19 protein-coding genes are annotated in these 24,569 nt (G+C 72.0%); 9 read left to right on the top strand and 10 right to left on the bottom strand.

What is annotated here, in order from left to right; all coding sequences use genetic code 11:
- Positions 1-64 precede the first annotated feature (64 nt).
- The 3 genes from HNR67_RS00420 to HNR67_RS00410 all read right to left on the bottom strand — a co-directional run bounded on the left by HNR67_RS00420 (position 65) and on the right by HNR67_RS00410 (position 9,324).
- Entirely contained in the window at positions 65-6,595 is a 6,531-nt protein-coding gene (locus tag HNR67_RS00420) for a type I polyketide synthase (protein ID WP_185000017.1), read from the bottom strand.
- On the bottom strand, positions 6,592-8,346 hold the full coding sequence (locus tag HNR67_RS00415; RefSeq protein WP_185000016.1) for a fatty acyl-AMP ligase: 1,755 nt from the start codon (positions 8,344-8,346) through the stop codon (positions 6,592-6,594). Before HNR67_RS00415 ends, HNR67_RS00420 begins: the two co-directional genes overlap by 4 nt.
- Positions 8,347-8,481: 135 nt before the next feature.
- Positions 8,482-9,324, bottom strand: a complete 843-nt coding sequence (locus HNR67_RS00410; RefSeq protein WP_185000015.1) for an alpha/beta hydrolase — start codon at positions 9,322-9,324, stop codon at positions 8,482-8,484.
- 17 nt (positions 9,325-9,341) lie between these two features.
- Between HNR67_RS00410 and HNR67_RS00405 the strand changes: the two genes are divergently transcribed.
- On the top strand, positions 9,342-10,544 hold the full coding sequence (locus HNR67_RS00405; protein WP_185000014.1) for an MFS transporter: 1,203 nt from the start codon (positions 9,342-9,344) through the stop codon (positions 10,542-10,544).
- Here HNR67_RS00405 and HNR67_RS00400 read toward each other — a convergent pair.
- The 3 genes from HNR67_RS00400 to corA all read right to left on the bottom strand — a co-directional run bounded on the left by HNR67_RS00400 (position 10,501) and on the right by corA (position 14,187).
- Positions 10,501-12,576, bottom strand: a complete 2,076-nt coding sequence (locus HNR67_RS00400) for an MMPL family transporter (protein ID WP_185000013.1) — start codon at positions 12,574-12,576, stop codon at positions 10,501-10,503. The two genes, HNR67_RS00405 and HNR67_RS00400, sit on opposite strands and share 44 nt — an antisense overlap.
- A 122-nt stretch (positions 12,577-12,698) precedes the next feature.
- Positions 12,699-13,100 (bottom strand): hypothetical protein, encoded by a 402-nt coding sequence (locus HNR67_RS00395; RefSeq protein WP_185000012.1) that lies wholly within the window; start codon positions 13,098-13,100, stop codon positions 12,699-12,701.
- A 4-nt stretch (positions 13,101-13,104) separates the two neighbouring features.
- Positions 13,105-14,187, bottom strand: a complete 1,083-nt coding sequence (corA, locus tag HNR67_RS00390) for a magnesium/cobalt transporter CorA (RefSeq protein WP_185000011.1) — start codon at positions 14,185-14,187, stop codon at positions 13,105-13,107.
- A 297-nt stretch (positions 14,188-14,484) separates the two neighbouring features.
- Here corA and HNR67_RS00385 point away from each other — a divergent pair, with 297 nt between their 5' ends.
- Entirely contained in the window at positions 14,485-14,988 is a 504-nt protein-coding gene (locus HNR67_RS00385; protein WP_185000010.1) for a MaoC family dehydratase, read from the top strand.
- Positions 14,989-14,993: 5 nt separating this feature from the next.
- Positions 14,994-16,085, top strand: a complete 1,092-nt coding sequence (locus HNR67_RS00380; RefSeq protein WP_185000009.1) for a DUF2332 domain-containing protein — start codon at positions 14,994-14,996, stop codon at positions 16,083-16,085.
- Here the strand turns inward: HNR67_RS00380 and HNR67_RS00375 are convergent.
- A complete protein-coding gene (locus tag HNR67_RS00375; RefSeq protein ID WP_185000008.1) occupies positions 16,082-16,531 on the bottom strand; it encodes an NUDIX domain-containing protein in 450 nt (149 codons plus the stop codon). The genes HNR67_RS00380 and HNR67_RS00375 overlap by 4 nt on opposite strands.
- A 140-nt stretch (positions 16,532-16,671) precedes the next feature.
- Here HNR67_RS00375 and HNR67_RS00370 point away from each other — a divergent pair, with 140 nt between their 5' ends.
- From HNR67_RS00370 to HNR67_RS00350, 5 genes are read left to right on the top strand one after another with little or no spacing between them, the layout of a single operon-like run.
- Positions 16,672-16,833: a hypothetical protein gene (locus HNR67_RS00370; RefSeq protein WP_185000007.1), complete on the top strand. Its 162-nt coding sequence runs from the start codon at positions 16,672-16,674 to the stop codon at positions 16,831-16,833.
- Between the two features lie 19 nt (positions 16,834-16,852).
- Positions 16,853-17,413, top strand: a complete 561-nt coding sequence (locus HNR67_RS00365; protein ID WP_185000006.1) for a PH domain-containing protein — start codon at positions 16,853-16,855, stop codon at positions 17,411-17,413.
- A 19-nt stretch (positions 17,414-17,432) separates the two neighbouring features.
- A complete protein-coding gene (locus tag HNR67_RS00360; RefSeq protein ID WP_185000005.1) occupies positions 17,433-18,290 on the top strand; it encodes a PHP domain-containing protein in 858 nt (285 codons plus the stop codon).
- Positions 18,291-18,341: 51 nt separating this feature from the next.
- Positions 18,342-19,178, top strand: a complete 837-nt coding sequence (locus tag HNR67_RS00355; RefSeq protein WP_407645105.1) for a RecB family exonuclease — start codon at positions 18,342-18,344, stop codon at positions 19,176-19,178.
- Positions 19,175-19,483: a hypothetical protein gene (locus tag HNR67_RS00350; RefSeq protein WP_185000004.1), complete on the top strand. Its 309-nt coding sequence runs from the start codon at positions 19,175-19,177 to the stop codon at positions 19,481-19,483. The genes HNR67_RS00355 and HNR67_RS00350 overlap by 4 nt, the downstream gene beginning before the upstream one ends.
- Here the strand turns inward: HNR67_RS00350 and HNR67_RS00345 are convergent.
- On the bottom strand, positions 19,480-20,310 hold the full coding sequence (locus HNR67_RS00345; protein WP_185000003.1) for an NAD-dependent epimerase/dehydratase family protein: 831 nt from the start codon (positions 20,308-20,310) through the stop codon (positions 19,480-19,482). The two genes, HNR67_RS00350 and HNR67_RS00345, sit on opposite strands and share 4 nt — an antisense overlap.
- A 233-nt stretch (positions 20,311-20,543) precedes the next feature.
- Between HNR67_RS00345 and HNR67_RS00340 the strand changes: the two genes are divergently transcribed.
- On the top strand, positions 20,544-23,339 hold the full coding sequence (locus HNR67_RS00340; RefSeq protein WP_185000002.1) for an ATP-binding protein: 2,796 nt from the start codon (positions 20,544-20,546) through the stop codon (positions 23,337-23,339).
- On the opposite strand, the gene HNR67_RS00335 is transcribed toward HNR67_RS00340, so the two are convergent.
- Both HNR67_RS00335 and HNR67_RS00330 read right to left on the bottom strand, forming a co-directional pair.
- Positions 23,336-23,722 (bottom strand): DUF3037 domain-containing protein, encoded by a 387-nt coding sequence (locus HNR67_RS00335; RefSeq protein WP_185000001.1) that lies wholly within the window; start codon positions 23,720-23,722, stop codon positions 23,336-23,338. The genes HNR67_RS00340 and HNR67_RS00335 overlap by 4 nt on opposite strands.
- Positions 23,719-24,567 carry a HipA family kinase gene (locus HNR67_RS00330; protein WP_185000000.1) on the bottom strand — a complete coding sequence of 283 codons (849 nt, stop codon included), beginning with the start codon at positions 24,565-24,567 and terminating at the stop codon, positions 23,719-23,721. The genes HNR67_RS00335 and HNR67_RS00330 overlap by 4 nt, the downstream gene beginning before the upstream one ends.
- Between the last annotated feature and the right edge of the window lie 2 nt (positions 24,568-24,569).

Below are 24,569 nucleotides of genomic sequence, written 5' to 3'. Positions count from 1 at the left end.
CCAACGTGGCGTACGAGAACGGCCAACACGCCGTACAACAACGGCCAACACGCGGACTCGAGGTTCAGGGGTGGTTCGGGGTGGGGGCGAGGGAGCGGAGTAGGTCGCGGAGGTGCGCGCCGATGGTCTCGACGTTGGGCGGGTCCAGCACCGACAGGTGGTGGCCCGGCACCCGGACCACCTCCAACCCCGGGCAGAACTCATCCCACCCCAGCGGCGCGTCATCCCGGTCGAACCGCGGATCCTTCAGCCCACCAGGCGTCTTCTCCGCTGCGCTGTACAGCACCACCCGCCCGTCATACAGCTCGGGCTGATACCGCTCCAGCACCCGGGTATCCAGGAACGAAGTCCGCTGGTGATGCAGGATCGCCGTGCTGACCTCGACGTTGACCAGCTCGTGCGTGGTCATCTGCTCGATCAGCAGATCGATCTGCTCCTCATCGCCCAACCTGGCCAGCACGTCGTACGGCAGCTCGATCCGCCTGCCATAACTGGCCTCCAGGAAATCGGCGAACCGTCGGAAACGAAGCTCGGCCAGCCGCACCTCGTCCAGGCCGGCTGGCAACGGCAGCGGGTTCAGCGAGTCGATCATCGCCACCAGTTCCACCTCGGCACCGGCCGCCGTGAGTTGTTGCGCGACCTCGTACGCGAGGAACCCACCCAGCGACCACCCGGCCAACCGATACGGACCGTGCGGGGCAACCGCCCGGACGTGATCCAGATAGCACCCGGCCTTCTCCGTCAGTTCGCGCACGTGGTCGACCCGGTCCAGGCCATACGCCGGTTGATCGGCGTCGAGCAGGTCGACCAGCTGCCGGTACACCGCGGTGTCCCCGCCAGCCGGGTGGAAGAAGAACAGCGGTGGCTGACCGCCGTCGCGGCGCAGCACCCGCAGCGGGGACTGCCCGCTGCCGACCTCCCGCTCCCGCACCCAGCGCGCCATGCCCTCCACCGTCGGCACCCCGAACAGCTCGTCCACCCGCAGCGTGCGACCACTGCGCTCGGCCAGCAGTGCGGCGATCCGCTCGGCCTGCACCGGCGTGCCGCCGGCGGCCTCGAAAGTCTCGGTGACGCCGACCGGCCGCACCAGCACCTCCTGCCACACCGCGCTGACCAGCCGCTCGGCCGCGTCCCTCGGCGGCACCAGCACCGGTTTGGCCGGGCCGGACTCCCGCGCGCCCAGGGTGAGTTCGGTGAACAGCCAGCTCTCCAGCTCGGCGACGCTGGCCCCGCGCAACAGCACCGCGGTGGCCAGGGTCAGGCCGAAGTCGTGCTGCACCGCGTTCTTCACCCGCACCGCGAGCAGGGAATCCAGACCCAGCCCGGTCAGCGCGGTGTCGGCGGGCAATGCCTCGGCGGCGAAGCCCATCAGCCCGGCGATCCGGGCCCGCAACTGGCCACCGGCGATCCGGCGGGCCTCAGCTTGGTCCACTGTGGACAGTGCGTCGACGCCGGGCCAGTCCGGGGTGACCGCGGGTGCGGCCGGGACGAGTTCGGCGAAGAACGGTGACTCGGCCGCGGCCGGGAACAGCTCCGCCAGCGCCCGGACGTCCAGGCGCAGCACGCCGGTGGCCGCCCGGCCCGAGGCGAGCACCGCCTCCAGCGCGGCCAGGCCCTGGTCCGGGGTGATGGGGGCGACCGCGCCGACCTCGCGGTCCGCGGCCAGGCCGACCTCGGCCCAGGTGCCCCAGTTGATGGTGGCCGCGAGCTGGCCCTCGCCGCGGCGGCGGGCGGTGATCGCGTCCAGGTAGGCGTTCGCGGCGGCGTAGGCGGCCTGGCCGGGGGAGCCGAGCAGGGCGGCCGCGGAGGAGAAGCCGAGCCACCAGTCCAGTGGCAGTCCGGCGGTGGCCTCGTGCAACCGCCAGGCGCCATAAGCCTTGGGGCGCCACACCCGGCGCACGTTGTCCGCGTCCAGCCTGCCCAGCACCCGGTCGTCGAGCACCGCGGCCGCGTGCACCACTCCGCGCAGGCTCGCGCCGTCCTGGGCGGTGGCCACGATCCGTTCCGCCACCCCGGGATCGGCGATGTCCCCGGCGACCACCTCGACCAGCGCGCCGCCTGCCCGCAGTTCGGCGATCACCTGCTGGGCGGCCGAGTTCGGGTTGGACCGGCCGTTGAGCACCACCTTGCCCGCGCCGCGGTCGACCAGCCAGCGGGCCAGCACCAGGCCCAGCCCGCCGAGTCCGCCGGTGACCACGTACGCGCCGCCGGAGCGCACCACCGGGGCCTCGCCCGGTTCGGGCAGCACGGCCCGGCGCAGCCTTGCCGCGTAACGGATCCCGCCGCGCCAGGCCACCTCGTCCTCGGTGCCGCCGCCGAGCAGTTCGGCCAGCAACCCGGTCACCGCGGCGGTGTCATCGACGTCGACCCAGCTCGCCCGCAGCGCTGGTTGCTCGAAGGTCAGCACCCTGGCCAGCCCACGCAACGCGGCCGCGGCCGGGCGCACCAGCTCCGCGCCCACCACATCCGCGCCACCCACGCCGAGCAGCCACAACCTGGGCGTGAGCCCGCGGTCGGCAAGCGCGCCGACCAGGGTGGAGGCGGCCACGGTCAGCCGCAGTGCCGCGTCCAGGCCCTCGGGGCCGTCCGGTTCCGGCTGCACCAAGACGATCCCGGCCGGTGTGGTCTGGTCGAGCACGCTGGTCAGCAGCTCGGGGGTGAGGTCCACAGTGGACAGCAGGATCGGGTGCCGTCCGGCGGCGAGCAGGCCGTCGGTCAGGTCGCAGGTGAGCCGGTCGTCCTCGCCGATCACCAGCCAGGTCCCGCTGGTCTCCGCGACCGGTCCGGGCGGCGGATCAGCGCGCTGCCACACCGTTTCCAGCAGCAGCTCACCCAGCGGAACGGTCAGTTCGGTGCGCTGCACCCGGCGCACGAACACGCCGTTGATCTCCAGCACCAGCCTGCCGTCCGGATCGCTGAGCCGCACGTCGGCCAGCACGCCGCCGTCCTCGCCGGAGACCGTGACCTGGCACAGCCCGCCCTGCCCGACCTCGCCGTAGACCCGGATCGCGCCGAACTCCATCGGCAGGTGCAGCTCGTTGTCCGCGGCCGGGGGCAGGGCCGCGCCGAGCACCTGCAGGCAGGAGTCCAGCACCGCGGGGTGTGCGGCGAAGCGCGGGTTGGGCGGGGCCTGTTCGGGCAGCACCACACTGGCCGCCGCGGTGCCGTCGCCGGTGGCGTGCACCTCGGTGACCCCGGCGAAGGCCGGTCCGTGCTGCTGGCCAAGCGCCCGCAGCCGCCGGTACAGCTCGGCCCGCTCGATGCCTTCCCCGGCAAGCACATCCGAGCCGTCGAAGGGATCTATGTCCACAGTGGACACTGGCTCGGCGGCGGCGACCTTGGCGGTGGCGTGCAGCAGCCAGGCGTCGTCCTCGGCCCGGCTGTAGATGTTCACCAGGCCACGCAGGTCGCCGCCGGGGATGAGCACGGTGGTCAGTCCGGTGCGCGCGCCCAGGACGAGCGGCCGGTGCAGGGCCACGTCACTGGCCTGCACCTGGCTGACCGGCAGGCCGAAGGCGGCACTCGCCGCGGACAGCGCGATCTCCGCGTAGGCCACGCCGGGCAGCACCGGCACGTCGTCCACCCGGTGATCGGTCAGCCAGGGCAACGCGTCCAGGCCGATCTCGGCCGACCACAGGTGCCGACCGTCCTCGGGCAGCTCCAGGTGGGTGCCCAGGAACGGGTGCCCGGCGGGCAGCACGCCGCGGCGGCGGCTCGGCGCCACCCAGTACGGCTGGTGCCGCCAGGGCGTGGTGGGCAGCTCGGCCAGCGCGCCCTTGGTGCGCGGCAACGGATGTCCGGCCAGACGCAACCGGCCCAGCTCATGCCGCAGCTGCGCGCGCTCGGGTTCGTCCCGGCGCAGACTGGCCAGCACCACCGGCTCGGACTCGTGTGCCCGCGCGGTCTCGGTGATCGCCTGGGCCAGCACCGGATGCGGCGCGATCTCCAGGAACGCCCCGAACCCGTCGGCCAGCGCCGCGGTCACCGCGTCGGCGAAGCGCACCGGCCGGCGCAGGTTGGCCACCCAGTACCCGGCGTCGAAGGCGGGCTGCTCGGACACCGTGCTGTAGAAGGGGATCTCCGGTTTGCGGCCGCGCAACCCACGCAGTTCGGCGGCCAGTGCGGGCAGCACCGGTTCGACCCTGGCGGAGTGGCTGGCCACGTCCACCCGGACCAGCCGGGCCATCCGCCCACCCGCCTCCACTCGCTCGACCAGCCGCGCCACCGAATCCGAGGGTCCGGCCACCACGGTCTGCTCCGGCGCGTTGTGCACCGCGATGTCCACATCGGACAGTCCTTCGGCTGCCGCGGCCACCTCCTCGGCCCGCAGCTCCAGCACCGCCATCACCCCGGGTTCGGCAAGTGCAGCGGCCAGCCGGGACCGGGCTGTCACCACGTGCACCCCGTCGGCCAGCGACAACGCGCCGCTCACCACGGCGGCCGCCACCTCGCCCACCGAATGCCCGATCACCGCGTCCGGCCGCACACCGTAGGAGCGCCACAGTTCGGCCAGGGCCACCTGCACCGCGAACAAGGTCGGCTGCACCACGGCGAACCCGTCCAGCTCGGCCCGGTCCAGCAGCAGTCGCTTCGGTGAGAACCCGGCAAGGGCCTGCACCATTTCGTCCACTTCGGACAGTGCGTCGGCGAAGGCCGGTTCGGTGGCGAGGAGTTCCGCGCCCATGCCCGCCCACTGCGAGCCGTGCCCGGAGAACACCCACACCACGCCAGCGCCCAGCCGGTCCCCGCGGCCGGCGGCGATGTTCGGCGCGACCCGGCCCGCAGCCAGTGTGCGCAGTCCGGCAAGCAGTTCTGCCTTGTCCGCTGCGGTGATCAGGGCCCGGCTGGGTCCGGCGAACCGGCGGTGCAGCGCGTGCCGCACCGCGCCGAGATCGGCCTCCGCGGTGACCAGCCATTCGGCCAGGCTGCCCGCGGTGTCCCGGATGCGTTCTGGAGAGGGGCCGGACAACAGGTAGCCGTCCGGCCCCTCCGCCGTCGAAGCGGAGGCAGTCGCGGCTACCTCCTCGACGATCACATGCGCGTTGGTGCCGCCGAAACCGAAGCCGGAGACTCCGGCGCGGGCAGGGCGGTCCTGACGCGGCCACGGCCGGGAAACACTGGCCACCGCCAGGCCCAGCCGGTCGAACGGGATGTGCGGGTTGGGCTCGGTGAAGTGCAGGCTGGCCGGGATGGCGTCGTTGGCCAGCGCGAGCACCACCTTGATCAGCCCGGTGATGCCTGCCGCGGCCTCCAGGTGGCCAACGTTGGTCTTCACCGACCCGATCAGCAGCGGCGCCTCCGGATCCCGGCCCGTGCCGAGCACCGCACCCAGGGCGCCTGCCTCGATCGGGTCTCCGAGCAACGTACCCGTGCCGTGCGCCTCCACATAGTCCACTTCGGACGGTTCGATGCCAGCGTTGGCATAGGCGGTGCGCAACAGGGCTTCCTGCGCCTCGGGATTGGGCGCGGTGATGCCGTTGGACCGGCCGTCGGAGTTGACCGCGGAGCCGCGCAGCACCGCGAGCACCCGGTCCCCGTCCCGCCGGGCGTCGGCGAGTCGCTTGAGCACCACCACGCCCGCGCCCTCGGCCCGCACCATGCCGTTGGCCGCCGCGTCGAAGGCCCGGCACCGGCCATCCGGCGAGGTCACGCCCATCTGGTCGAAGTTGACCGTGACTCCCGGTGACAGCAACAGGTTCACGCCCCCGGCCAGCGCCACCGCGCTCTCACCCGCACGCAGGCTCTGCATGGCCAGGTGCACCGCGACCAGCGAGGATGAGCAGGCGCTGTCCACCGCGACACTGGGTCCGCGCAGGTCCAGCACGTAGGAGAGCCGGTTGGCCGCGATGCTCAGCGCCGCGCCGGTGCCGCTCCAGGCGTCGATCCGCTCGGCCTCGCTGATCGCCAGCTGCCCGTACTCGTTGCCGCTGATCCCGACGAACACCCCGGTCCGGCTGCCGCGCAGCCCGGCCGGCGCGATGCCCGCGTGTTCCAGGGCCTCCCAGCTCACCTCCAGCAGCAGGCGTTGCTGCGGGTCCATCCCGGCGGCCTCGCGCGGGCTGATGCCGAAGAAGTCGGCGTCGAAACCGGTGATGTCGTTGAGGTAGCCGCCCCAGCGGGTGGTGCGGGCCAGCACCTCGGCCGCCTCCGGCGAACCGGCGTGCCCGGCCCAGCGTTGTTCCGGCACCTCGGAAATGGCCTCCCGGCCGCCGGAAAGCAGGTCCCAGAAGGCTTTCGGGCCGTGCACCCCGCCGGGCAGGCGGCAGCCGAGCCCGACCACCGCGATCGGTTCGGCGCTGGGTGGGGCCGCTGACGCCGCGGGCGGGGCGGCGTCAGCGGCCTTCGGCGCGGCCACACCGAGCAGGGCCGCGCTGATTCCGGCGATCGTCGGGTACTCCCAGACCAGCGTCGCCGGAAGACTGCGGTCGAGGTGTTCTTCGAGCTGCCCGGACAGCGCGACCGCGTCCCGGGAGGACAGCCCGTAGCTGTCCAGCGGCTGGTGCACGTCGATCTCACCTGGCGCGCGGCCGGTGGCCTCCGCGACCCGGCGCAGCAGCCAGTCCCGCAGCTGCTGCTCGGTGCGCACGGGGCTCATGGCCGCTCCCCGTAAACCCCGCCGAGGTACTGCTCACGGGTGGCGTTGCGGGCGATCTTGCCGCTGGAGGTGCGGCGCACCTTGCCCGGCGGCACCAGCCGGAAATCGGCCAGCCGCAGGTCGTGGTGGGCCGCGACCGCCTGGCGCACGGCCAGCCCGACCAGGTCGGGATCGCGATCCTCCGCCGAGGCGTGCCGCGAGTACTCCGCGATCACCACCACCTGCTCGGAGTCATTGTCCGACAAGGCGAACGCGGCCACGTAGTCCCGCCGGATGGCCGGGTGCGCCTCGTGCACGGTGCCCTCGATGTCCTGCGGGTAGTGGTTCTTGCCGTCGATGATGATCAGGTCCTTGGCCCGCCCGGTGATGAACAGCTCGCCCTCGTGGAAGGCGCCCAGGTCCCCGGTGCGCAGCCAGCCGCGCTGTGGGGCCGAATCCGGGCCGCTGGTCAGATGGCCGTCGAAGTCCTCGGCGGACTCCTCGGGCTTCTGCCAGTACCCGTCGGCCACGTTCGGCCCGTGCACCCACACCTCGCCCACCGTGCCCTCGGGCCGGGCCGCGCCGGTGGCCGGATCCACCACCAGCACCTGCAATCCGATCCCGCTGCCCGCGCCGACCAGTGCCAGCGCGGTGTCCGAAGTGGACGGTGTGAGTCTTCCGGCGCTGAGGTCGGTCCGGTCCACGTGCAGCACGGTCGGTCCGGCCGGTCCGGTGGCGGTCACGTACACGGTCGCCTCGGCCAGCCCGTAGGACGGCCGGTGCGCCTCGGGCCGCAGCCCGGCCTGCCCGAAGGCGGCGTTGAACCGCTCGATCGTCTTGGCCCGCACCGGTTCACTGCCGTTGATCATGATCTTGACCCGAGACAGGTCCACAGTGGACCTGAACTCCTCGCTGGTGCGCGCGGACGCGTAGTCGAAGGCGAAGTTGGGTGCGGCGGTCAGCGTGTTCGGGTGCGCGGCGAGCTGGCGCAGCCAGCGTTCCGGCCGCTGCAGGAAGGCGAACGGCGTGCAGAACACCCCGCGCGCGCCCAGCAGCACCGGCACCGCCAGCATCGACATCAGGCCCATGTCGTGGAAGAACGGGATCCAGCCGGAGCAGGTGAAGCTCTGGTCCATGCCGTACGCGGCGGCGATCTGGGCCGAGTTGACCACCAGGTTCCGGTGCGTGATCACCGCGCCGCTTGGCGCGCGGGTGGAGCCGGAGGTGTACTGCAGGTAGGCCGGATCGTCCATCGACACCACCGCCGGGCGGAAGCCCACCGCGGCCAGCGGATCCACCTTGTCCACCGCGAGCACCTGCTTGGGGCTGGGCGCCAGCTCGCCGTCCAGCAGCTTGCGCACCTGTGGCAGCGCGTGCTCGGTGGCCAGCCACACCTCGGGATCGCAGTCGGCCAGCGCGCCGACCAGCCGGGAGCCGTGCAGGCTCACCTCGGGCGCGAACAGCGGCACCCCGATCACGCCCGCGTACAGGCAGCCGAGGAAGGCCACCACGTAGTTGAGGTCGTGCGGGGTCAGGATGGCCACCCTGGCGCCGGGCGCGGTGGCCTGGCGGAGCTGCGCGGCCAGCGCCCTGGCCAGCACGTCGAGTTCCCGCCAGGTCAGGGTGTGCTCGATCCCGGCCCGGTCCACGCTGTAGTCGACGAAGGTGAATGCCGGACGGTCACTGTCGGCGTTCCGGTGCAGAAATCCGGTGAGCGGCATCGACCCGGTGAAGTCGTGCTGTTCGGGCACGGCGAATTCGATGGGGGTCATCGGGGTCACCCTTTTCAGGAAGGGAGGCAGGAGTACTGGCCGCGCGTCGTCGAATGGCCGGTGTGAATCCATTGTCGAACGGATCCCGTGGAAGGCAAGATGCTTGGGTATGTGAACCCTCGCACGCGGCAGAACCTACTTTCGTAGTGCCGCCAGCAGAAATGGGAAGGAGGTGTTCAGTTCCCGTCGCCAATAGGGCCAGGTGTGGGTTCCGGCGTAGGCGTGCACGGTGGCCGGAATGCCCAGCTCGGTGAGGCGCGCGGCCAGGTCGAGGGTGCCGGGTCCGATGATCCATTCCAGTACCGAGCCGCCGGAGAATCGCCGGTCCAGCGGACCCCGCCGGCCGTCCCCGGTACTCAGGTGGAGCGGGGTGCCGCGCAGCGCCTCGGCGTTGCGGTAGGGGTCCTCGGCCAGCCAGTTCGCCCGCGAGGACCACAGTGAGCTGGTCTTTTCCCCCTCGCGACGGAGCATCGCGCGGGCGAAGGCCGGCATGCCGCGGCGGGTGGTGTGCAGCAGCCCGCTGTAGGAGGCCACCGCGCGGAAGAAGCCGGGATGCCGCTGAGCGCCGCGCAGCACGCCGTAACCACCCATCGACACCCCGGCCCCGGCGCGCACCTCATTGGCCCGGTAATGCTTTTCCAGAAGTGCGGGCAGTTCGCTGAAAACGAATTCATCCCAGTGTGGGATCGTTCCCATCCGATCCGGTGCGATCCAGTCGCTGTAGAGTCCGACCCGGCCGCCCGGTGGCATCACCACCAGGATCTCCGCCTCGTCGGCCAACCGAAGGATATCTGTCCAGTGCAGCCAGCAGGTATGGTCATCGCCCGCGCCGTGCAGCAGGTACAGCGTCGGCCAGCTATGCGTGCTCTTTCGCCACTGCTTGGGAACGAGCAGGGTGAGTTCCGTCTCCCGCCGGAGTGCGGAAGATTTCACCTGGATGTCGACCACTCGTTCGTCACGCCAGCGTTCACTGGGCATGCCACCAGCCTCCATTCATGCCGAAGGACAAATACGTGAATACCGTGGAACGGACTCGATCGCCCTGGCTGACCCTGGCCGCGGTGGCCGTCGGCTCGGTGATGACCGGCGTGGACGGCACCGCGCTCACCATCGCCGGCCCGGACCTCGCCGTCGACCTTGGCGCCTCCATCACCGACCTGCAGTGGGTGGCCAACGCCTACCTGCTGGCCACCGCACTGGCGCTGCTGCCGGCGGGCGCGCTGGCCGACCGCTACGGCCGCCGCGCGGTTTTCCTGTGCGGGGTGGCCGGATTCACCCTGACCTCGCTGGCCATCGCGCTCTCCGGCCAGGTGTGGCTGGTGATCGCGTTGCGGGCCCTGCAAGGGGTGTTCAGCGCGATGCTGCAACCGGCGGCGCTCGGCCTGATCCGGGCCGGTTTCCCTGCCAGGACACTGGGTCCGGCGATCGGCGTGTGGAGTGCGGTGGCCGCGCTCGGCCTGGCGGCCGGACCACTGCTCGGCGGGCTGCTGGTGGCGGCAGGGGGCTGGTCGGCGATCTTCTATGTCAACCTGCCGGTCGGCCTGCTCGCCATCGGCCTCACCCTGACCTTCGTCCGGGAATCCCGCTCCGGCCAGGCACTCCGGGTGCGCACCGTGCTGAACCTGGTGCGCCCCAGGCAGTTCCGGGTCGGGGTGGCCCTGGTCGCGGTGAACTTCGGCGCGTTGTTCGGGGTGCTGTTCCTGCTCACCCTCTACCTGCAGACGCACAAATCCCTGGACCCGGTGACCGCCGGGCTGTGGCTGGTCCCGGTGACCGGTGTGGTGGTGCTCAGCGCCCCGCTCGGCGGCCTGCTCACCCGTCGCCACGGCCCACTGCCGCCAGCCAGCGCCGGTCTGCTGCTGCTCGCGGTCGGCCTGGGCGCGATGGCCACCCTGGACCTGCACTCCGGCGCGGCCCAGGTCGCACTGGCCACCGTCCCGCTCGGCCTGGGTGGCGGACTGGCCCTGGTGGCGGCCACCGAGGCGATCCTGGCCGCCGCCCCGCCGGCGGAGGCGGGTCTGGCCTCGGCGGTGCAGCAGGTGGCCGGTCAACTCGGCGGCCTGGCCGGGATCGCCGTGCTGGGCTCGATCCTGGCCGGTGGTCGCGACTTCACGCACGGGATGCACCTGGCCGTGCTGGTGGCCGCGGCCGCGGTCATCCTGAGCGCGCCGCTCGCCGTGCTGCTGCGGCGTCATTGAGCACCGACACCGGTCGAGGGCGGGAAAGCCTGCTGGGCCACCAGATCGCCCGGCCCAGGTCCACCGCGAGCGCGGGCACCAGCAGCGAACGCACCACCAGGGTGTCCAGCAGCACGCCGAAGGCGACCAGGAAGGCGATCTGGGCCAGGAACAGGATCGGCAGCACCGCCAGCGCGGCGAAGGTCGCGGCCAGCACCACCCCGGCCGAGGTGATCACCCCGCCGGTCACCGACAGCCCGACCAGGGTGCCGGCCTCGGTGCCCCGGCGGGCGGCCTCCTCGCGCACCCTGGTCATCAGGAAGATGTTGTAGTCGATGCCCAGCGCGACCAGGAACACGAAGGCGTACAACGGAACCCCGGGATCGGCGCCGGGGAAGTCGAAGACGTGGTTGAACACCAGCGCGGAGACTCCCAGGGTGGCCGCGAAGCTGAGCACCACGGTCAGCATCAGCAGCAGCGGGGCCAGCAGCGAACGCAGCAGCAGGGCCAGCACCACCAGGATCACCAGCACCACCAACGGGATGATCAGCGCCCGGTCCCGCAACGCGGTGTCCTGCACGTCCAGCTGGGCCGCGGTCGGCCCGCCCACCACCGCCGAGGCCCCCGGCACCGCGTGCACCGCGGTCCGCAACGCGCGCACCGCCTCGATCGCGGCCTCGCTGTCCGCGGCCGAGCGCAGGGTGGCGTTGATCTCCACCCGGCCGTCCACCACCTTGGGCAACGCCGTCGCCTCGGCCACGCCCGCCACCCCACGCGCGGCCACCAGCACCGGTTCCACCGTGTCCGCCGCGGTCACGATCACCGCGGGCGAGCCGCTGCCGCCGGGGAAGTGCCGTCCCAGCGCCTGCTGCCCGTACACCGAGTCCACTGTGGACAGGAACACGTCGGTCTGGGCCACCCCGTCCGCCTTGAGCTGCGGCACGAAGGCCACCCCGAACAACAGCACCGCGGTGGTCAGCACCCAGGTCCAGCGCGGCCTGCGGCCCACCAGGTTCGCCACCCGGCCCCAGATCCCGTCCTTGGCCGCCGCCGGTTTCCGCGGCCAGAACGCACTACGCCCCAACAACATCAGCGCGGGCGGCAGGAAGGTCAGCGAGGCCAGCAGCGAGGCGACGATGCCGATCGCGGCCACCGGGCCGAGGCCCTTGTTCGAGTTGAGATCGCTGAACAGCAGGCACAGCATGCCCAGCACCACGGTCCCGGCCGAGGCGCAGATCGGCTCCAGCGAGGCCCGCCAGGCCCGCCGCATGGCCAGTCGCGGCCCGGCCTGCCGCAACTCCTCCCGGTAGCGCGCCACCAGCAGCAGCGCGTAGTCGGTGGAGGCGCCGAAGACCAGGATGAACAGGATGCCCTGGCTCTGCCCGTTCAGCGTGAGCACCCCATCCCTGGCCAGCCGGTACACCACCGCGGCCGCGCCCAGCAACGCCAGTCCGGCCGTGGCCAGCACCACCACCGGCAGCAGCGGACTCCGGTAGACCAGCACCAGGATCAGCGCCACCACCGCCGCGGTCACCCCCAGCAGCAACCCGTCGATGCCGCCGAAGGTGGCCGCGAAGTCCCCGACGATCCCGGCCGGTCCGGTCACGTGCGCGCTCAACCCGCCGGGCAGGCCCTCGCGGACCTTGTCCCGCAACGCCTTGACCGTCTCCCCGGCCCGGAACCCGTCACTGCCGTCCACCGGCAGCAGCGCCTGCGCCGCCCTGCCATCCGGCGCGGGCACCACCGGTGAGGCTGTTCCCTTAAGTCCGTCCACAGTGGACGCACGCTGTACCGACCGGGCGATCGCGTCCTGATCCGCTTGCGTCAGGCCGGAATCGCGTTCGAAGACCAGCACCGCGGGCAGCACATCGGCCTCGGTGAAGCGCTTCTGCTCGTTCGCCGCCCTGGTCGCCTCCGCACTGGCGGGCAGGAAGGAGGCGTTGTCATTGCGTTGGACCTGGGACAACTTCCCCAGGTCGGGCAGGCCGACGGCGCCGATCACGATCCAGGCGAGCAGGGCGAACGCGGGCAGCACAAGGCGAAGACGGGACACCGGGACCCCCTGGCGGCTGGGCGAGGAAACCCGATGATGAACGCCGCCACCAGAGCGCAGACCAGCCGAAGGTCGGGTGCGCCCGGTGTCCTGTCACACAGCCCGTCCGGTCACCCCAGGTTTCAGGGCAGCGACACCGGCGTCATCGTCCAGCGGCCGTCCATGTGCACCGTTGGCAGGTGCAGGATGCCCCTGGAGCCCTCCGGCCGCCGGAACTCGACCGCGAGCTGCATCCGCCCCCTGACCAGCTCGGAGCGGGTGGAGATGTCGGTGACCCCGGCCTCGGCGAAGCCGGCCACGGTGGCCTGGGCGGCTTCGTCGGCGCCGGATTTCAGCGAGACAAGTTCGGCCAGTTGCCCCGAGTCGGCGGCCCGCAGGGCCTCGGTGACCCGGTCGGCCAGTTCCTCGACCGTCTGGGTGCCGTGCTCGGGCCGGTTGGAGATCATCAGGACGATCGCGATGATCCACCCGATGCCGAAGAGCACCATCCAGGTGCGCGGGCTGCGCGCTGCCTTGGTCAGCATCTCGTCACAGCCACTGGTTGCGGCGGAAGATGCGGTACAGGACCGTGCAGGCCACCAGGACCACGCCCAGCACGACGGGATACCCGTAGGTCCACTTCAGCTCGGGCATGGTGTCGAAGTTCATCCCGTAGATACCGGCGACCATGGTCGGCACCGAGATGATCGCCACCCAGGCGCTGATCTTGCGCATGTCGTTGTTCTGCCGCATGGTGATCTTGGCCAGCACCGCGTCGATCAGCGTGGTCAGCATCTCGTCGAAGGTGACGATGCGGTCGTGCACCGTGGTCAGGTGGTCGTCGACGTCCCGGAAGTAGGACCGGACCTCATCGGGCACCAGCGGGATGTAGCCCTCGGCCAGCCGCCGCAGCGGGGTGGCCAGCGGGCCAACCGCCCGGCGCAGCTCCATGACCTCGCGCTTCATCAGGTAGATCTGCTCGGGGTCCACCGCGCTGCGCGGGTCGAAGACCTCCACCTCGAGGGTGTCGATGTCGTCCTCGACCGCGCTGGTGACCTCCAGGTAGGTGTCCACCACGTGGTCGGCGATGGCGTAGAGCACCGCGGCCGGACCCAGCGCCAGCTTGGCCGGGTCCTGCTCAAGCTCGGCCCGCAGCCCGGCCAGCGCCTGGTGCTTGCCGTGCCGGACGGTGATCACGAAGTGGCGGCCGACGAAGACCATCACCTCGCCGGTCTCCACGATCTCATTCGCCGTGGTCGGCGACTCGTGCGCGACGTAGCGGACCGTCTTGAGCACCATGAACAGGCTGTCGTCGTAGCGCTCCAGCTTCGGCCGCTGGTGCGCGTGCACCGCGTCCTCCACGGCCAGCTCGTGCAGCCCGAAGGTCTCCGCGATGCTCTGGATCTGCTGCTCGTCCGGCTCGTGCAGGCCGATCCAGACGAAGCCGGTGCCGCGCTTGCGGACCTCCTCCACCGCGCCGGTGTGGGTCCAGCGGCCGGGCAACCGCTTGCCGTCCACGTAGACACCGCAGTCGACCACATAAGCGGAAAGCGGCACGGGAATCTGCTGCGGCATGGCACTTCCGTTACGGGGAGCACGGCCGCGCAGGCCGAGCGTGGGCAGAACGGACATGGAGGGCTCCAGTCGAACGCGACGCGAACACGGGTGTGCGGCCGGAACCTGGCTGGGGTTCCGGCACGAGAGCGCGTCCCGACCGGTCGATGGGTCCTACCTCGTTGTAGAAGGCCCACCGGTGAGGACGCGGTCGGTACTGGGAGGGTTGCTGTCCGTACTCATCGCATCTCACCTCCTCGGGGCCGTGGCCGGAACGGTGGATTCGCTCACAGACCGGTTGTCGAGACTACCCGTACCCGGGCAACACTGTCCTCCCCGGTCCTGCTGGTCCGGGCACCACCCTTGGGAGGCAGCGTGCAGTTCGGGCGGTACTTCGAGGAGTTCGAGGTCGGCGCGGTCTATAAGCACTGGCCGGGAAAGACGGTCACCGAGTACGACGACCACCTGTTCTGCCTGATCACGATGAACCACCACCCGCTGCACCTGGACGCCCACTACGCGGGGGAGACCACCGACTTCGGCAAGAACGTGGTGGTCGGCAACTACATCTACTCGCTGCTGCTGGGCATGTCGGTGGCCGATGTCTCCGGCAAGGCCATCGCCAACCTGGAGGTCGAGTCGCTGCGGCACATCAAGCCGACCTTCCACGGTGACACCATCTACGGCGAGACCGAGGTGCTGGACAAGACCGAGTCCAGGTCCAAGGACGACCGGGGAGTGGTCTACGTGGAGACCAAGGGTTACAAGCAGGACGGCACCGTGGTGTGCGTGTTCCGGCGCAAGGTGATGGTGCCCAAGCGCAGCTACGGCGAGGCTCGCGGTGGCGAGCAGCCCGGCCGCCCCGAGCCGAAGGTCTGAGCCCGATGAGCGCACCGGCCGCCGAGCGGCTGCGCCAGTTCGCGGCGGAGCAGTCCGCCGCCTCCCCGCTGTACGAATGCCTGGCCGCGGGTGCGGCCGAGGACGCCGGGGTGACCGCCCTGGTTGGCGATGCCTCGCCCGAGTTGTTCCTGGCCGCGGCCCAGCGGGTGCTCTTCCGCGAGCCCTGGCACGCCCTGACCCGCTACTACCCCGCGCTGGGCGGGGCCGATGGTCCGGACGGCGAGCTGTGGCCGCTGTTCCGCTCCTTCGTGCTCGAACGCGCCGACTCGATCCGGCCGCTGCTGGCCGAGCGCTCGGTGCGGGAGGAGCTGGTCCGCCCGGCCGCACTGCTCTACCCGGGCCTGGCCGTGGTGGCCAAGGAGGCGGGCAAGACCCCGATCGGCCTGGTCGAGGCCGGGGCGGGGGCCGGGTTCCGGCTGGTCCTGGACCGCTACGGCTTCCGCTACTCCGTCGAGGGCGGCGGACCGGACATCAGCCGCGGCAAGAAGACGGCCCGGCTGGTGCTGGACTGCCAGGTCATCGACCAGGCGGGCAAACCGGCCGAGGCCTTCGGCAAGCAGGCCAAGCTGCCCGCGATCGCCGAGCGGGTCGGCCTGGACGCGGACCCGGTGGACGTGGCCGACGAGGACGAGCTGACCTGGCTGGAGGCCTGTGTCCGGCCCGACCAGCCCCGGCGGCTGCGGCTGCTCCGGCTGGCCGCGGACGAGGTCATGGCGGCCAAGCCACCGCTGCTGCGGACCGACCCGGTCACCGGACTGGCGGCTGCCGCGGCCCGGATTCCGGCGGAAAACCCTCTGGTGGTCACCAGTTGCGGGCTGCTCGACGGTCGTTCCGGGGACTTCGCGACGGCCTGGGTGGACGCGTTGCGCACGCTCGCGAGTCACCGTCCACTGTGGTGGGTCAGCCAGGAGAGTTACCAGGGCTTCCCGGCCGAACTCCGTGACGGGGCGGCTCACCTGGCCGAGGCCGACCGGGTGCTGAGCGTGATCAACTGGGCCGACGGCAAGGTCCGGGTGCGCAGACTGGCTACCGCCGATCGGTTGACCCGAGGACTCACCTGGCTCGGTCCGAACTAGTCGGGCGTGGTTCCGGCCCTGGCGCCGGCGGGGAGCGCTCCCCACCCGGCGAGCGCCTCCGCCAAACCGGGCGAAAGGGACCCTGCGCTGTGCAGTGCGTCGAAGATCACACCGTCGATCCAGGCCACCGCCGAAGCGTCGTCACCAGCCCGGATAAGCCCGGCGTTCGCCCGTACGGAGTAGTCGTGGATCACATAGACGCCGGTCAGTGACGGCCGCTCCACCGAACCGATCCAGCGATCGATCGCCCCGGTCAGGCCGGTCTCCTCGGACAACTCCCTGATCACAGCCCTGTGATCATCTTCTCCCGGCTCCACCCGGCCCCCCGGGATGGACCAGGAACCGGCCGCCGGGGGCTGGCCTCGACGGATCAACAGAATGCGTCCGATCGGGTCGAAGACGACTGCGCCGACACAGCGGACGCGCTGGTCCTGGGCCTCCGGCATGACCACGGAGAGTAGTTCACCTGGGAAGGCCACGTGATCCGCTGCCCCAAGTGCGGTACAAATCTGCCATAGCGCGGCGGAGTGCGGTACAACGGTTCCGCAGGCGCCAACAAGGCCGTTAGCGGACGGGGTTGGTTTACATGAACTTGAAGAAGATCCTGATCTTCGCAGGTGTTGCTCTGGTTCTCTTCTTGCTCGTTACACAGCCAACGCAGGCAGCGGACGGCGTCACCGGCATCCTCGGCACGCTTCGTGGCGCGGCAGAGTCGATCATCACCTTCGTCCGGTCGCTGTTCAACTAGCGGCCGGGGGTAGCCACACGTGTTCTCGCCTCGTGACTCAGACGAGTACCTGCTCGACACCGAGCGGCGCGTCATCCGCGTGCGCCGGCACTGGGCCAGTCTGCTCTGGGACATCTTCGAGGCGATGGCGCTGCTCGCCGGAGCAGTGATGATCTCCTACCTGCTGCCACCGGATGCCTGGATCATCCAGAACCTCCTGTGGTACGCGGCGCTGGTCATCCTGCTCCGGTTCGCCTACATCGTCATCGACTGGTGGGTCGAACGACTGGTCATCACGGACAAGCGCTTCATGATCACCAGTGGGGTGTTCACCACCAAGGTGGCCATGATGCCGGTGACCAAGGTGACCGACCTGACCTTCGAGCGGACCATGACCGGGCGGATGCTCGGTTACGGCACGATCGTGGTCGAGTCGGCCGGTCAGATCCAGGCGCTCAACAAGATCGAGTACCTGCCGAAGCCGGAGCAGATCAACGACGCCATCTCCGAGCTGGTGTTCGGTGACAAGAAGGCCCAGGCCGAGCGCTTCACCATGATGAAGGCCAAGAAGCAAACAGCCGGTAAGAAGATCATCGGCTGAATGGTCCACACTCGTGGGTGTGCTCATCGACCTGCACGCCCACACGACCGCGTCCGACGGAACCGACACCCCGGCCGAACTGATGGCCGCGGCGTCGGCCGCCGGACTGCACGCGGTGGCGATCACCGATCACGACACGACAGCCGGCTGGGCCGAGGCTGAGCAGTCTCGCCCGGCCGGCCTTCGCGTGGTCAGGGGCGCTGAGCTGTCCTGCATCGCGCCGGACGGCCGGGGCAGCCGGGTGACCGTGCACCTGCTGGCCTACCTGTTCGACCCGGACTCGCCCGCGATCGTGGCCGAACAGACCCGGCTGCGCGCCGAGCGCCGCGCCCGGCTGCGGCTGATCGCCGAGCGGATGGCCGCCGACGGGGTGCCGGTGGACCCGGACGCGATGTTCGCCGGGCTGGCCCCCGACGCCTCGGTCGGCCGCCCGCACCTGGCCCGCGTGCTGGTCAAGGCCGGGCTGGTGAACACGGTGGACGAGGCGTTCGCGAAGTACCTGCGCGATGGCGGGGCCTACTACCTGCCGCGCACCGACACCCCGGTCCAGCGCGCGGTGGAGATGATCGCCGAGGCGGGTGGGGTGACCGTGTTCGCGCACCCCTTCGCCCGGCGGCGCGGTCCGGTGGTCGAGGCCGAGGTGATCAGGGACCTGGTCCGGCACGGGCTGACCGGGGTGGAGGTCGACCACCCCGACCACGAGCCCGCCGACCGGGACGAGCTGCGTGCGCTGGCCCAGGCGGAGAACCTGGTGATCACCGGCTCCAGCGACTACCACGGCACCAACAAGACCGTCCGGCTGGCGGCCGAGACCACCGCGCCGGAGCAGCTGGAGGCGCTGGTGGCCAAGGCGAGCGCGGTGCCGGTACTCGGCTGAGTGTGACCGCCGACGCGGAGAGTGTCGGTGGGGGTGCGTACGGTGGGCGTCGTGGGTCAGCTTGGACTGGAACTGGAAGGCATGCCGCGCAAACTGGTGCGGGTGACGCCGGCGAAGCTGGCCACCTGGACCGGGTGTCCTCGGCGGTACCGGATGAGCTACCTGGACCGCCCGGCGCTGCCGCGTGGCGGGGCCTGGGCGCACAACACGCTGGGCGCGGTGGTGCACAACGCGCTGCGTGCCTTCTTCGACCTGCCGGTGGCCCGGCGCACCCCGGAACAGGCCGAGGCGCTGGTGGTCCGGCACTGGAAGGGCGACGGCTTCCAGGACGGCGAGCAGGCCGGGACCTACCGGGAGCGGGCCCGCGGCTGGGTGCACGAGTACGTGGCCAACACCGATGTGAGCATCGAGCCGGTCGGGCTGGAGCGCTGGGTGTCCGCGCCGACCGGGCGGATCGTGGCCGAGGGCCGGGTGGACCGGATCGACGAGCGGGACGGCGAGCTGGTCATCGTCGACTACAAGACCGGCAGGCACGCGCTGACCACCGATGACGCCAGGGGTTCGCAGGCGCTGGCGCTGTACGCGCTGGCCGCGGCCCGCACGTTGCGGCGGCCCTGCCACCAGGTCGAACTGCACCACCTGCCCACCGGTCAGGTGCTGAGCTGGGAGCACACCGACGAGTCGCTGGCCCGCCAGGTCCGCCGCGCCGAGGAGGCCGCCGACGAGCTGGCCACGGCCGGGGAGGAGCTGGCCGCCGGTGGCGACCGGGAGGCGTTGTTCCCGACGGTGACCGGACGGCACTGCACCTGGTGCGATTTCCGCAGGCACTGCCCGGAAGGCCGGGCGGCCGCACCGGAGATCGAGCCGTGGGCGATGCTGGCCCCATGACCGGAGCATTGGACGAGACACCGCGCCGGGTCCGGCTGGGTGCGGTGCTGCGCGGCCTGAGCGGGTCGGTGGCGGCCGCGGTGGTGCTGCTGGCGGTGCTGGTGATCGGCGCGCAGATCTTCGCCGCCACCGAGTCCTGGGCCGGGCCGGGCTGGTTCGCGGTGATCGGGCACGTGGTGGCCGCGGTGCTGGCGGTGCTGCTGCAGTTCTTCGCCGACCGGCGGACCGGGGCCGGGGCCTGGGGCGCCGGGATCGGCGTGCTGGTGGTGGCCGGGGCCGCGCTGTGGCTGTGGTGGTGGAGCTAGACCGCGTAGGCCAGGTCGTCGCGTAGTTCGGCCAGGCCCTGACCGCGGGTGCGCACCGGTTCGTAGCCGAGCTGGACGCGGGCCTTGCTGATGTCCAGGGTGCCGGTCAGGCCCGCACGCCACAGCGTCAGGTAGTCCAGCGGCGGCGGGCCGGGCAGCCGCAGGGCCTGCCAGCTGGTCTCGCTGAGCGCGGTCAGGGCATGCGCCCGGCGGTAGGAGATCGACCTGGTCGGGGCGGTCAGGCCGTCGGCGGCGAGCAGGTCGGCGATGAAGTGCCGGTAGGCCACCGGGTCGTGGTCGGTGACGAAGTAACTCTCGCCCGGACGGCCACGCCGGGCGGCCAGCAGCAGTGCGTGCACCGCGTTGGCCACGTGCGTGGTGTCGGTGAGCTGGGAACCGCCGCCGATCCAGCGGAACCGGTCCGCGCGCACCGCCGCGCGCAGCCGGGGCGTGCGTGCATCGCCCGCGCCCCACAACAGCCTTGGCCGGATCAGCACCGGGGCCAGGCCGGTGGCCAGCAACGCGGCTTCGGCGCGGGCCGTGGCGGCGGCCCTTGGTGAGGGCGAACGGGGCTGGCGCGGGCTGAGTTCGGTGGCCTCGACCAGGGGTTGGCCGTGCTGCACGGCGGCGTCCGAGCTGAGGCAGACCAGGCGGCGCGGGGCGCAGGCCAGGATCCGGCGCAGGATGGCCGGGCTGAGCCGGGCGGTGAGGAAGAGGACCTCGATCTCCCGGGCCGCCGGGCTGAGCACGCGGTGGCCCTGGGCGGCCAGCTCGGTGATCAGGCGGGCGCCGACGAACCCCGCGCCCCCGATCACCGCCACCCGCACCGGCACGTCCTTTCGTCCGGGTCCATCCAGGCACCGGCGAGCGGTCCTGGCAACCGTGGGGTTTGCCGGTGGCACAACGGGTTCGGCCGGGCCAGGCGGACGGGGGTGCCGACCTGCGGCGGCGGCCTATGGCTTCGGTAAGTCCTTCGGTTGGGGTATTGACTCGAAAATCGGATGTGAGCGGTCGCACCCGCGGCCGCTCACTAGCATCGGCACAAAGCCGAGGGGAGCGCATGCCGGAGCGGACCGTGCTGGAACGGGGGGCCGAACTCGCCGTGCTCGAGGACCTGGTGCGCCGGGTGCGGGACGGTGGCTCGGCGCTGGTCGTGCTCGACGGCCCGGCCGGGATCGGCAAGACCACGCTGCTGCGTTCGGTGCGGGCGCGGGCCGAGGTGGCCGGGCTGCCGGTGGTGACCGGGGTGGGCAGCGAGCTGGAGCGGCAGTTCGGCTTCGGCGTGGTGCGCCAGCTGATCGAACCGCGACTGGCCGCGGCCGGGGCGGCCCGCCGGGAGCAGTGGTTCACCGGCCCGGCCCGGTTCGCCCGGCCGGTGCTGGAGGAGGCGCCCGGTCCGGTGGACGCGGTGCCCGCGGACGCGCTCGGCGCGGCCCTGCACGGGCTCTACTGGCTGCTGGCCGGATTCGCCGACCACGGGCCGTTCCTGGTGCTGGTCGACGATGTGCACTGGGCCGACCTGTCCTCGCTGCGCTGGCTGGCCTACCTGGCCCGGCGGCTGGACGGGCTGCCGGTCGGCCTGCTGCTCGCGGTGCGCGCGGGGGAGACCCCGGCCGATCCGCGGGCGGTGGAGGAGATCCTGGCCAGTCCACTGTGTCAGGTGCTGCGGCCGGAGCCGTTGAGCGCGACCGCCGTCGGGGACCTGGCCAGGGTCGAGCTGGGCGGGCCGGTGGCGGCCGAGTTCGCGGCCGCCTGTGTGGACTCCACCGGCGGGAATCCGTTGCTGCTGACCGAATTGCTCCGCGGCCTGCGCGCGCACCGGGTCACCGGGGCGGCCGAGGAGACCGGGCTGGTGCCGGAGTTCGGGGTGGCCGCGATCGCCACCGGCGTGCTCGGGCGGCTGCGCCGGTGCCCGCCGGAGACCGGCCAGGTCGCCGACGCGGTCGCGGTGCTCGGTCCGGCGGCCACCCTGGCCCAGGTCGAGCGGCTGACCGGGCTGGGCGGGCCGCAGGTGCAGGCGTGTGTGCGGCGGTTGGTCGCGTTGGGACTGTTCGCTGTGGACGGTCCGCGGTTCGTGCATCCGATGGTGCGCGAGGTGGTCTACCGGGATCTGCCGACCGGGGCACGTTCCGCGCTGCACGAGCGGGTGGCCGAGCTGATGCAGGCCCGCGCGGCCGGGTTCGAGCGGGCCGGACCGGACCAGGTGGCCACCCACCTGCTGCCGGTGGCGCCCGCCGGCGTGACCTGGCGGGTGACCGCGCTGCGGGCGGCGGCCGCGGTGGCCAGGACCAGGGGCGCGCCGGAGACCAGCGCCGCCTACCTGGCCCGCGCGATCGAGGAGGGCCCGGAGGTCGCGCCGGAGCTGCACGCCGAACTGGGCCGGGCGCAGCTGCACTTCGACGGACTGGCCGCGGTGCGCACCCTGGGCATCGCGCACGAGCGCGCCGAGGACCAGGCCAAACCGGGGCTGACCGTGGACCTGGCCAGGGCGCTGCTCACCGTCGGCCGCGGTGCCGAGGGCCTGTCCCTGATCACCGCCGCGGTGACCGCGGCCGAGGGCGGCAGCGCGCACGGCTACCTGCAGAGCGAGCTGTACTTCCTGGGCTGGCAGCACAGCGGCACCGCGCCGATGATCACCCAGCGGCTGGCCGCGGTGGCCGAGACGGATGAGTCCGGCCTGCTCGGCCTGCGCTCCTGCCACGAGGTGTTCCGGCTCGGCTCACCCGCGCTGGCGGTGGCCCAGGCCCGGCGGGCACTGGCCGGTCCGGCGCTCTACACCGAGCACTGGGGCCCGCACATGTCCGCGGTGATGACCCTGATCCGCTGCGACGACCTGGACCGGGCCGCCGCGGTGACCAGCGAGGCGGTCACGCACGCCCGGCGGCAGGGCTCCTTCCTGCGCTACGCGCTGTCCACCTGCCTGCGCGTCCAGGTCCGGCTCCGCCAGGGCAGGCTCGACCTGGCGCTGGCCGACGCCGAGGAGTCCATCGGCGACCGCGATCCCGGCTGGCAACCCCTGGCCGCGCACCGGTACGCGCACTACCTGGACGTGCTGCTCGCCCTGGACCGCACCGACGACGCCCTCGAACTGCTCTACCGGATGGAACTGGACGGCGAACTCCCGGAACTCTGGCACTTCAACCAGGTCCTGGACGTGCGCGGCAGGCTCCGGCTGGCGCTGGGCGACCTGGACGGCGCACTGGCCGACTTCACCGAATGCGGCCGCAGGCTCGCCGTCTGGGACGTGCGCAACCCGGCGGTGATCCCCTGGCGCGGCTACCAGGCCCTCGCCCTGCACGCCGCGGGCCGCCGGAGCGAGGCACTGACCGCCCTCGCCCCGGAGCTGGCCGCGGCCCGGCAGTGGGGGCTGCCCTGGACGCTGGGCACGGTGCTGCGGGTGGCGGGTACGGTCACCGGCGGCCGGGCCGGGGAGGCTTTGCTGGCCGAGGCGCTGGCCGTGGTCGAACAGGCCGAAGTGGGCCTGGTGCACGCCGAGGTGCTCGCCGACCTGGGGCTGCTGCGGCACCGGCTGGGCGCGGAGCAGTCCGCGCGGGAGACCCTGCGCCGGGCGCTGGCCGTGGCCGAGCAGTGCGGCGCGATCGCGGTGGGCCGCCGGGCAAAGGCCGGGTTGCGGGCGGCCGGCGGGCGGCAGCGGCGGGCCGAGCACACCGGTCCGGCGGCGCTGACCGGCACCGAGCGGCGGGTGGCCGCACTGGCCGCGGACGGCCGGTCCAACCCGCAGATCGCGGCCGAACTGACCGTGGGCGTGCGCACGGTGGAGATGCACCTGACCAACGCCTACCGCAAGCTCGGCGTCTCCGGCCGGACCGAACTGACCGCCGCGCTGGGCGGCTAGGGCAGCACCAGCAGGCGCAGCAGGCGTTCGGTCTCCGCGGCCGGGTCGGTGGTCAGGCCGGTGTGCACCGGACCGGGCTGGATCACCGTGCTCTTCGGCGCGGTGAGCTGGCGGAACCGCTGCCCGATGCTCTGCTCCGCGGTCGGCCCGACCGCCGCGTCCGAGCACACCCCGGCCAGCGAGCGCAGCACCGAGGAGATCGCCACCGGATCCGCGGTGGGATCCAGCGCCCGCAACCGGTCCTGGTCCAGGTGCACCCGGGAGCCCAGGTAGCCAAGGCGGTGGCAGTAGACCAGCACGCCCGCGTTGATGGACTCACCGCGTTCGACCCGGGGGATCACCCGCAGCACGGCGTACTCGAAGGGGTAGCGCTGCTCGGTCATCGCACGTCCCCCGGCAGGTGCTTGAGCCACTCCGGCCGGTTCTGGCCCCGTTCCGGGACCACCCGGTCGTTTCCCCGGTTCACCGCCGTCTCCACCAGACCGGGCAGCCAGGCTTCGCGGGCGGCGAGGCGGGCGCTCAGCTGGTTGACGTAGGCCCGGCGCAGCTCGTCGGTGCTGTCGAAACCGGGTTCGTCAGCGAGCCAGTCGTCCGGGACCTTGGCCAGCACCTCGGTGAGCAACTCGGTGGTGACCAGCGGGGCCAGTGCCGCGTCGGCGGCAGGCACGTCCGGGCCGAACTCGATCAGCAGGTGGTCGGAGGCCTTGTACGGCCGAGCCGCCGAGGCCGCCGCGCCCGGCCAGTTGTGGTGGAAGATCAGCGTGGCGCCGTGGTCGATGAGCTGCGGTTTCCCGTGCCAGTACAGCATGTTCGGGTTCTTCCAGGACCGGTCCACGTTGCCGGTCAGCGCGTCGAACCACAGCACCCGCCCGGCGAAGTCCGGCTCGGCGGTGAACGCGCCGGGGTCGAAGTCCAGCGCACCCGGCAGGAAGTCCATACCCAGGTTCAGCCCGTGGCTGGCCTTGAGCAGGTCCTGGACCTCCTCGTCCGGCTCACTCGGCGCCAGCGCCTGGTCCACCTGAGCGGTCACCAGCTCCGGCACCGGCAGCCCCAGCGCCCGCGCCAGCTCCCCGGTGACCACCTCGGCGACCAGCGTCTTGCGCCCCTGCCCCGCACCCCGGAACTTCACCACGTAGGTGCCCAGGTCGTCGGCCTCCATCAGGCCGGGCAGCGAACCACCCTCGCGCAGCGGGGTGACGTATCTGGTCGCGGTGACGTGGCGGAGCACGG

The organism is Crossiella cryophila, assembly GCF_014204915.1.
GTDB lineage: Bacteria > Actinomycetota > Actinomycetes > Mycobacteriales > Pseudonocardiaceae > Crossiella > Crossiella cryophila.
Note: the sequence above shows the minus strand (reverse complement) of the source record. Positions and strands in the feature narration are given on the sequence as shown.

Bases quoted from the DNA above. Each gene is read 5' to 3' on its own strand.
- HNR67_RS00420 (WP_185000017.1), bottom strand. From the start codon at position 6,595: ATGAGCCCCGTGCGCACCGAGCAGCAGCTGCGGGACTGGCTGCTGCGC.
- HNR67_RS00415 (WP_185000016.1), bottom strand. From the start codon at position 8,346: ATGACCCCCATCGAATTCGCCGTGCCCGAACAGCACGACTTCACCGGG.
- HNR67_RS00410 (WP_185000015.1), bottom strand. From the start codon at position 9,324: ATGCCCAGTGAACGCTGGCGTGACGAACGAGTGGTCGACATCCAGGTG.
- HNR67_RS00405 (WP_185000014.1), top strand. From the start codon at position 9,342: ATGCCGAAGGACAAATACGTGAATACCGTGGAACGGACTCGATCGCCC.
- HNR67_RS00395 (WP_185000012.1), bottom strand. From the start codon at position 13,100: ATGCTGACCAAGGCAGCGCGCAGCCCGCGCACCTGGATGGTGCTCTTC.
- corA (WP_185000011.1), bottom strand. From the start codon at position 14,187: ATGTCCGTTCTGCCCACGCTCGGCCTGCGCGGCCGTGCTCCCCGTAAC.
- HNR67_RS00380 (WP_185000009.1), top strand. From the start codon at position 14,994: ATGAGCGCACCGGCCGCCGAGCGGCTGCGCCAGTTCGCGGCGGAGCAG.
- HNR67_RS00375 (WP_185000008.1), bottom strand. From the start codon at position 16,531: ATGCCGGAGGCCCAGGACCAGCGCGTCCGCTGTGTCGGCGCAGTCGTC.
- HNR67_RS00370 (WP_185000007.1), top strand. From the start codon at position 16,672: ATGAACTTGAAGAAGATCCTGATCTTCGCAGGTGTTGCTCTGGTTCTC.
- HNR67_RS00350 (WP_185000004.1), top strand. From the start codon at position 19,175: ATGACCGGAGCATTGGACGAGACACCGCGCCGGGTCCGGCTGGGTGCG.
- HNR67_RS00340 (WP_185000002.1), top strand. From the start codon at position 20,544: ATGCCGGAGCGGACCGTGCTGGAACGGGGGGCCGAACTCGCCGTGCTC.
- HNR67_RS00335 (WP_185000001.1), bottom strand. From the start codon at position 23,722: ATGACCGAGCAGCGCTACCCCTTCGAGTACGCCGTGCTGCGGGTGATC.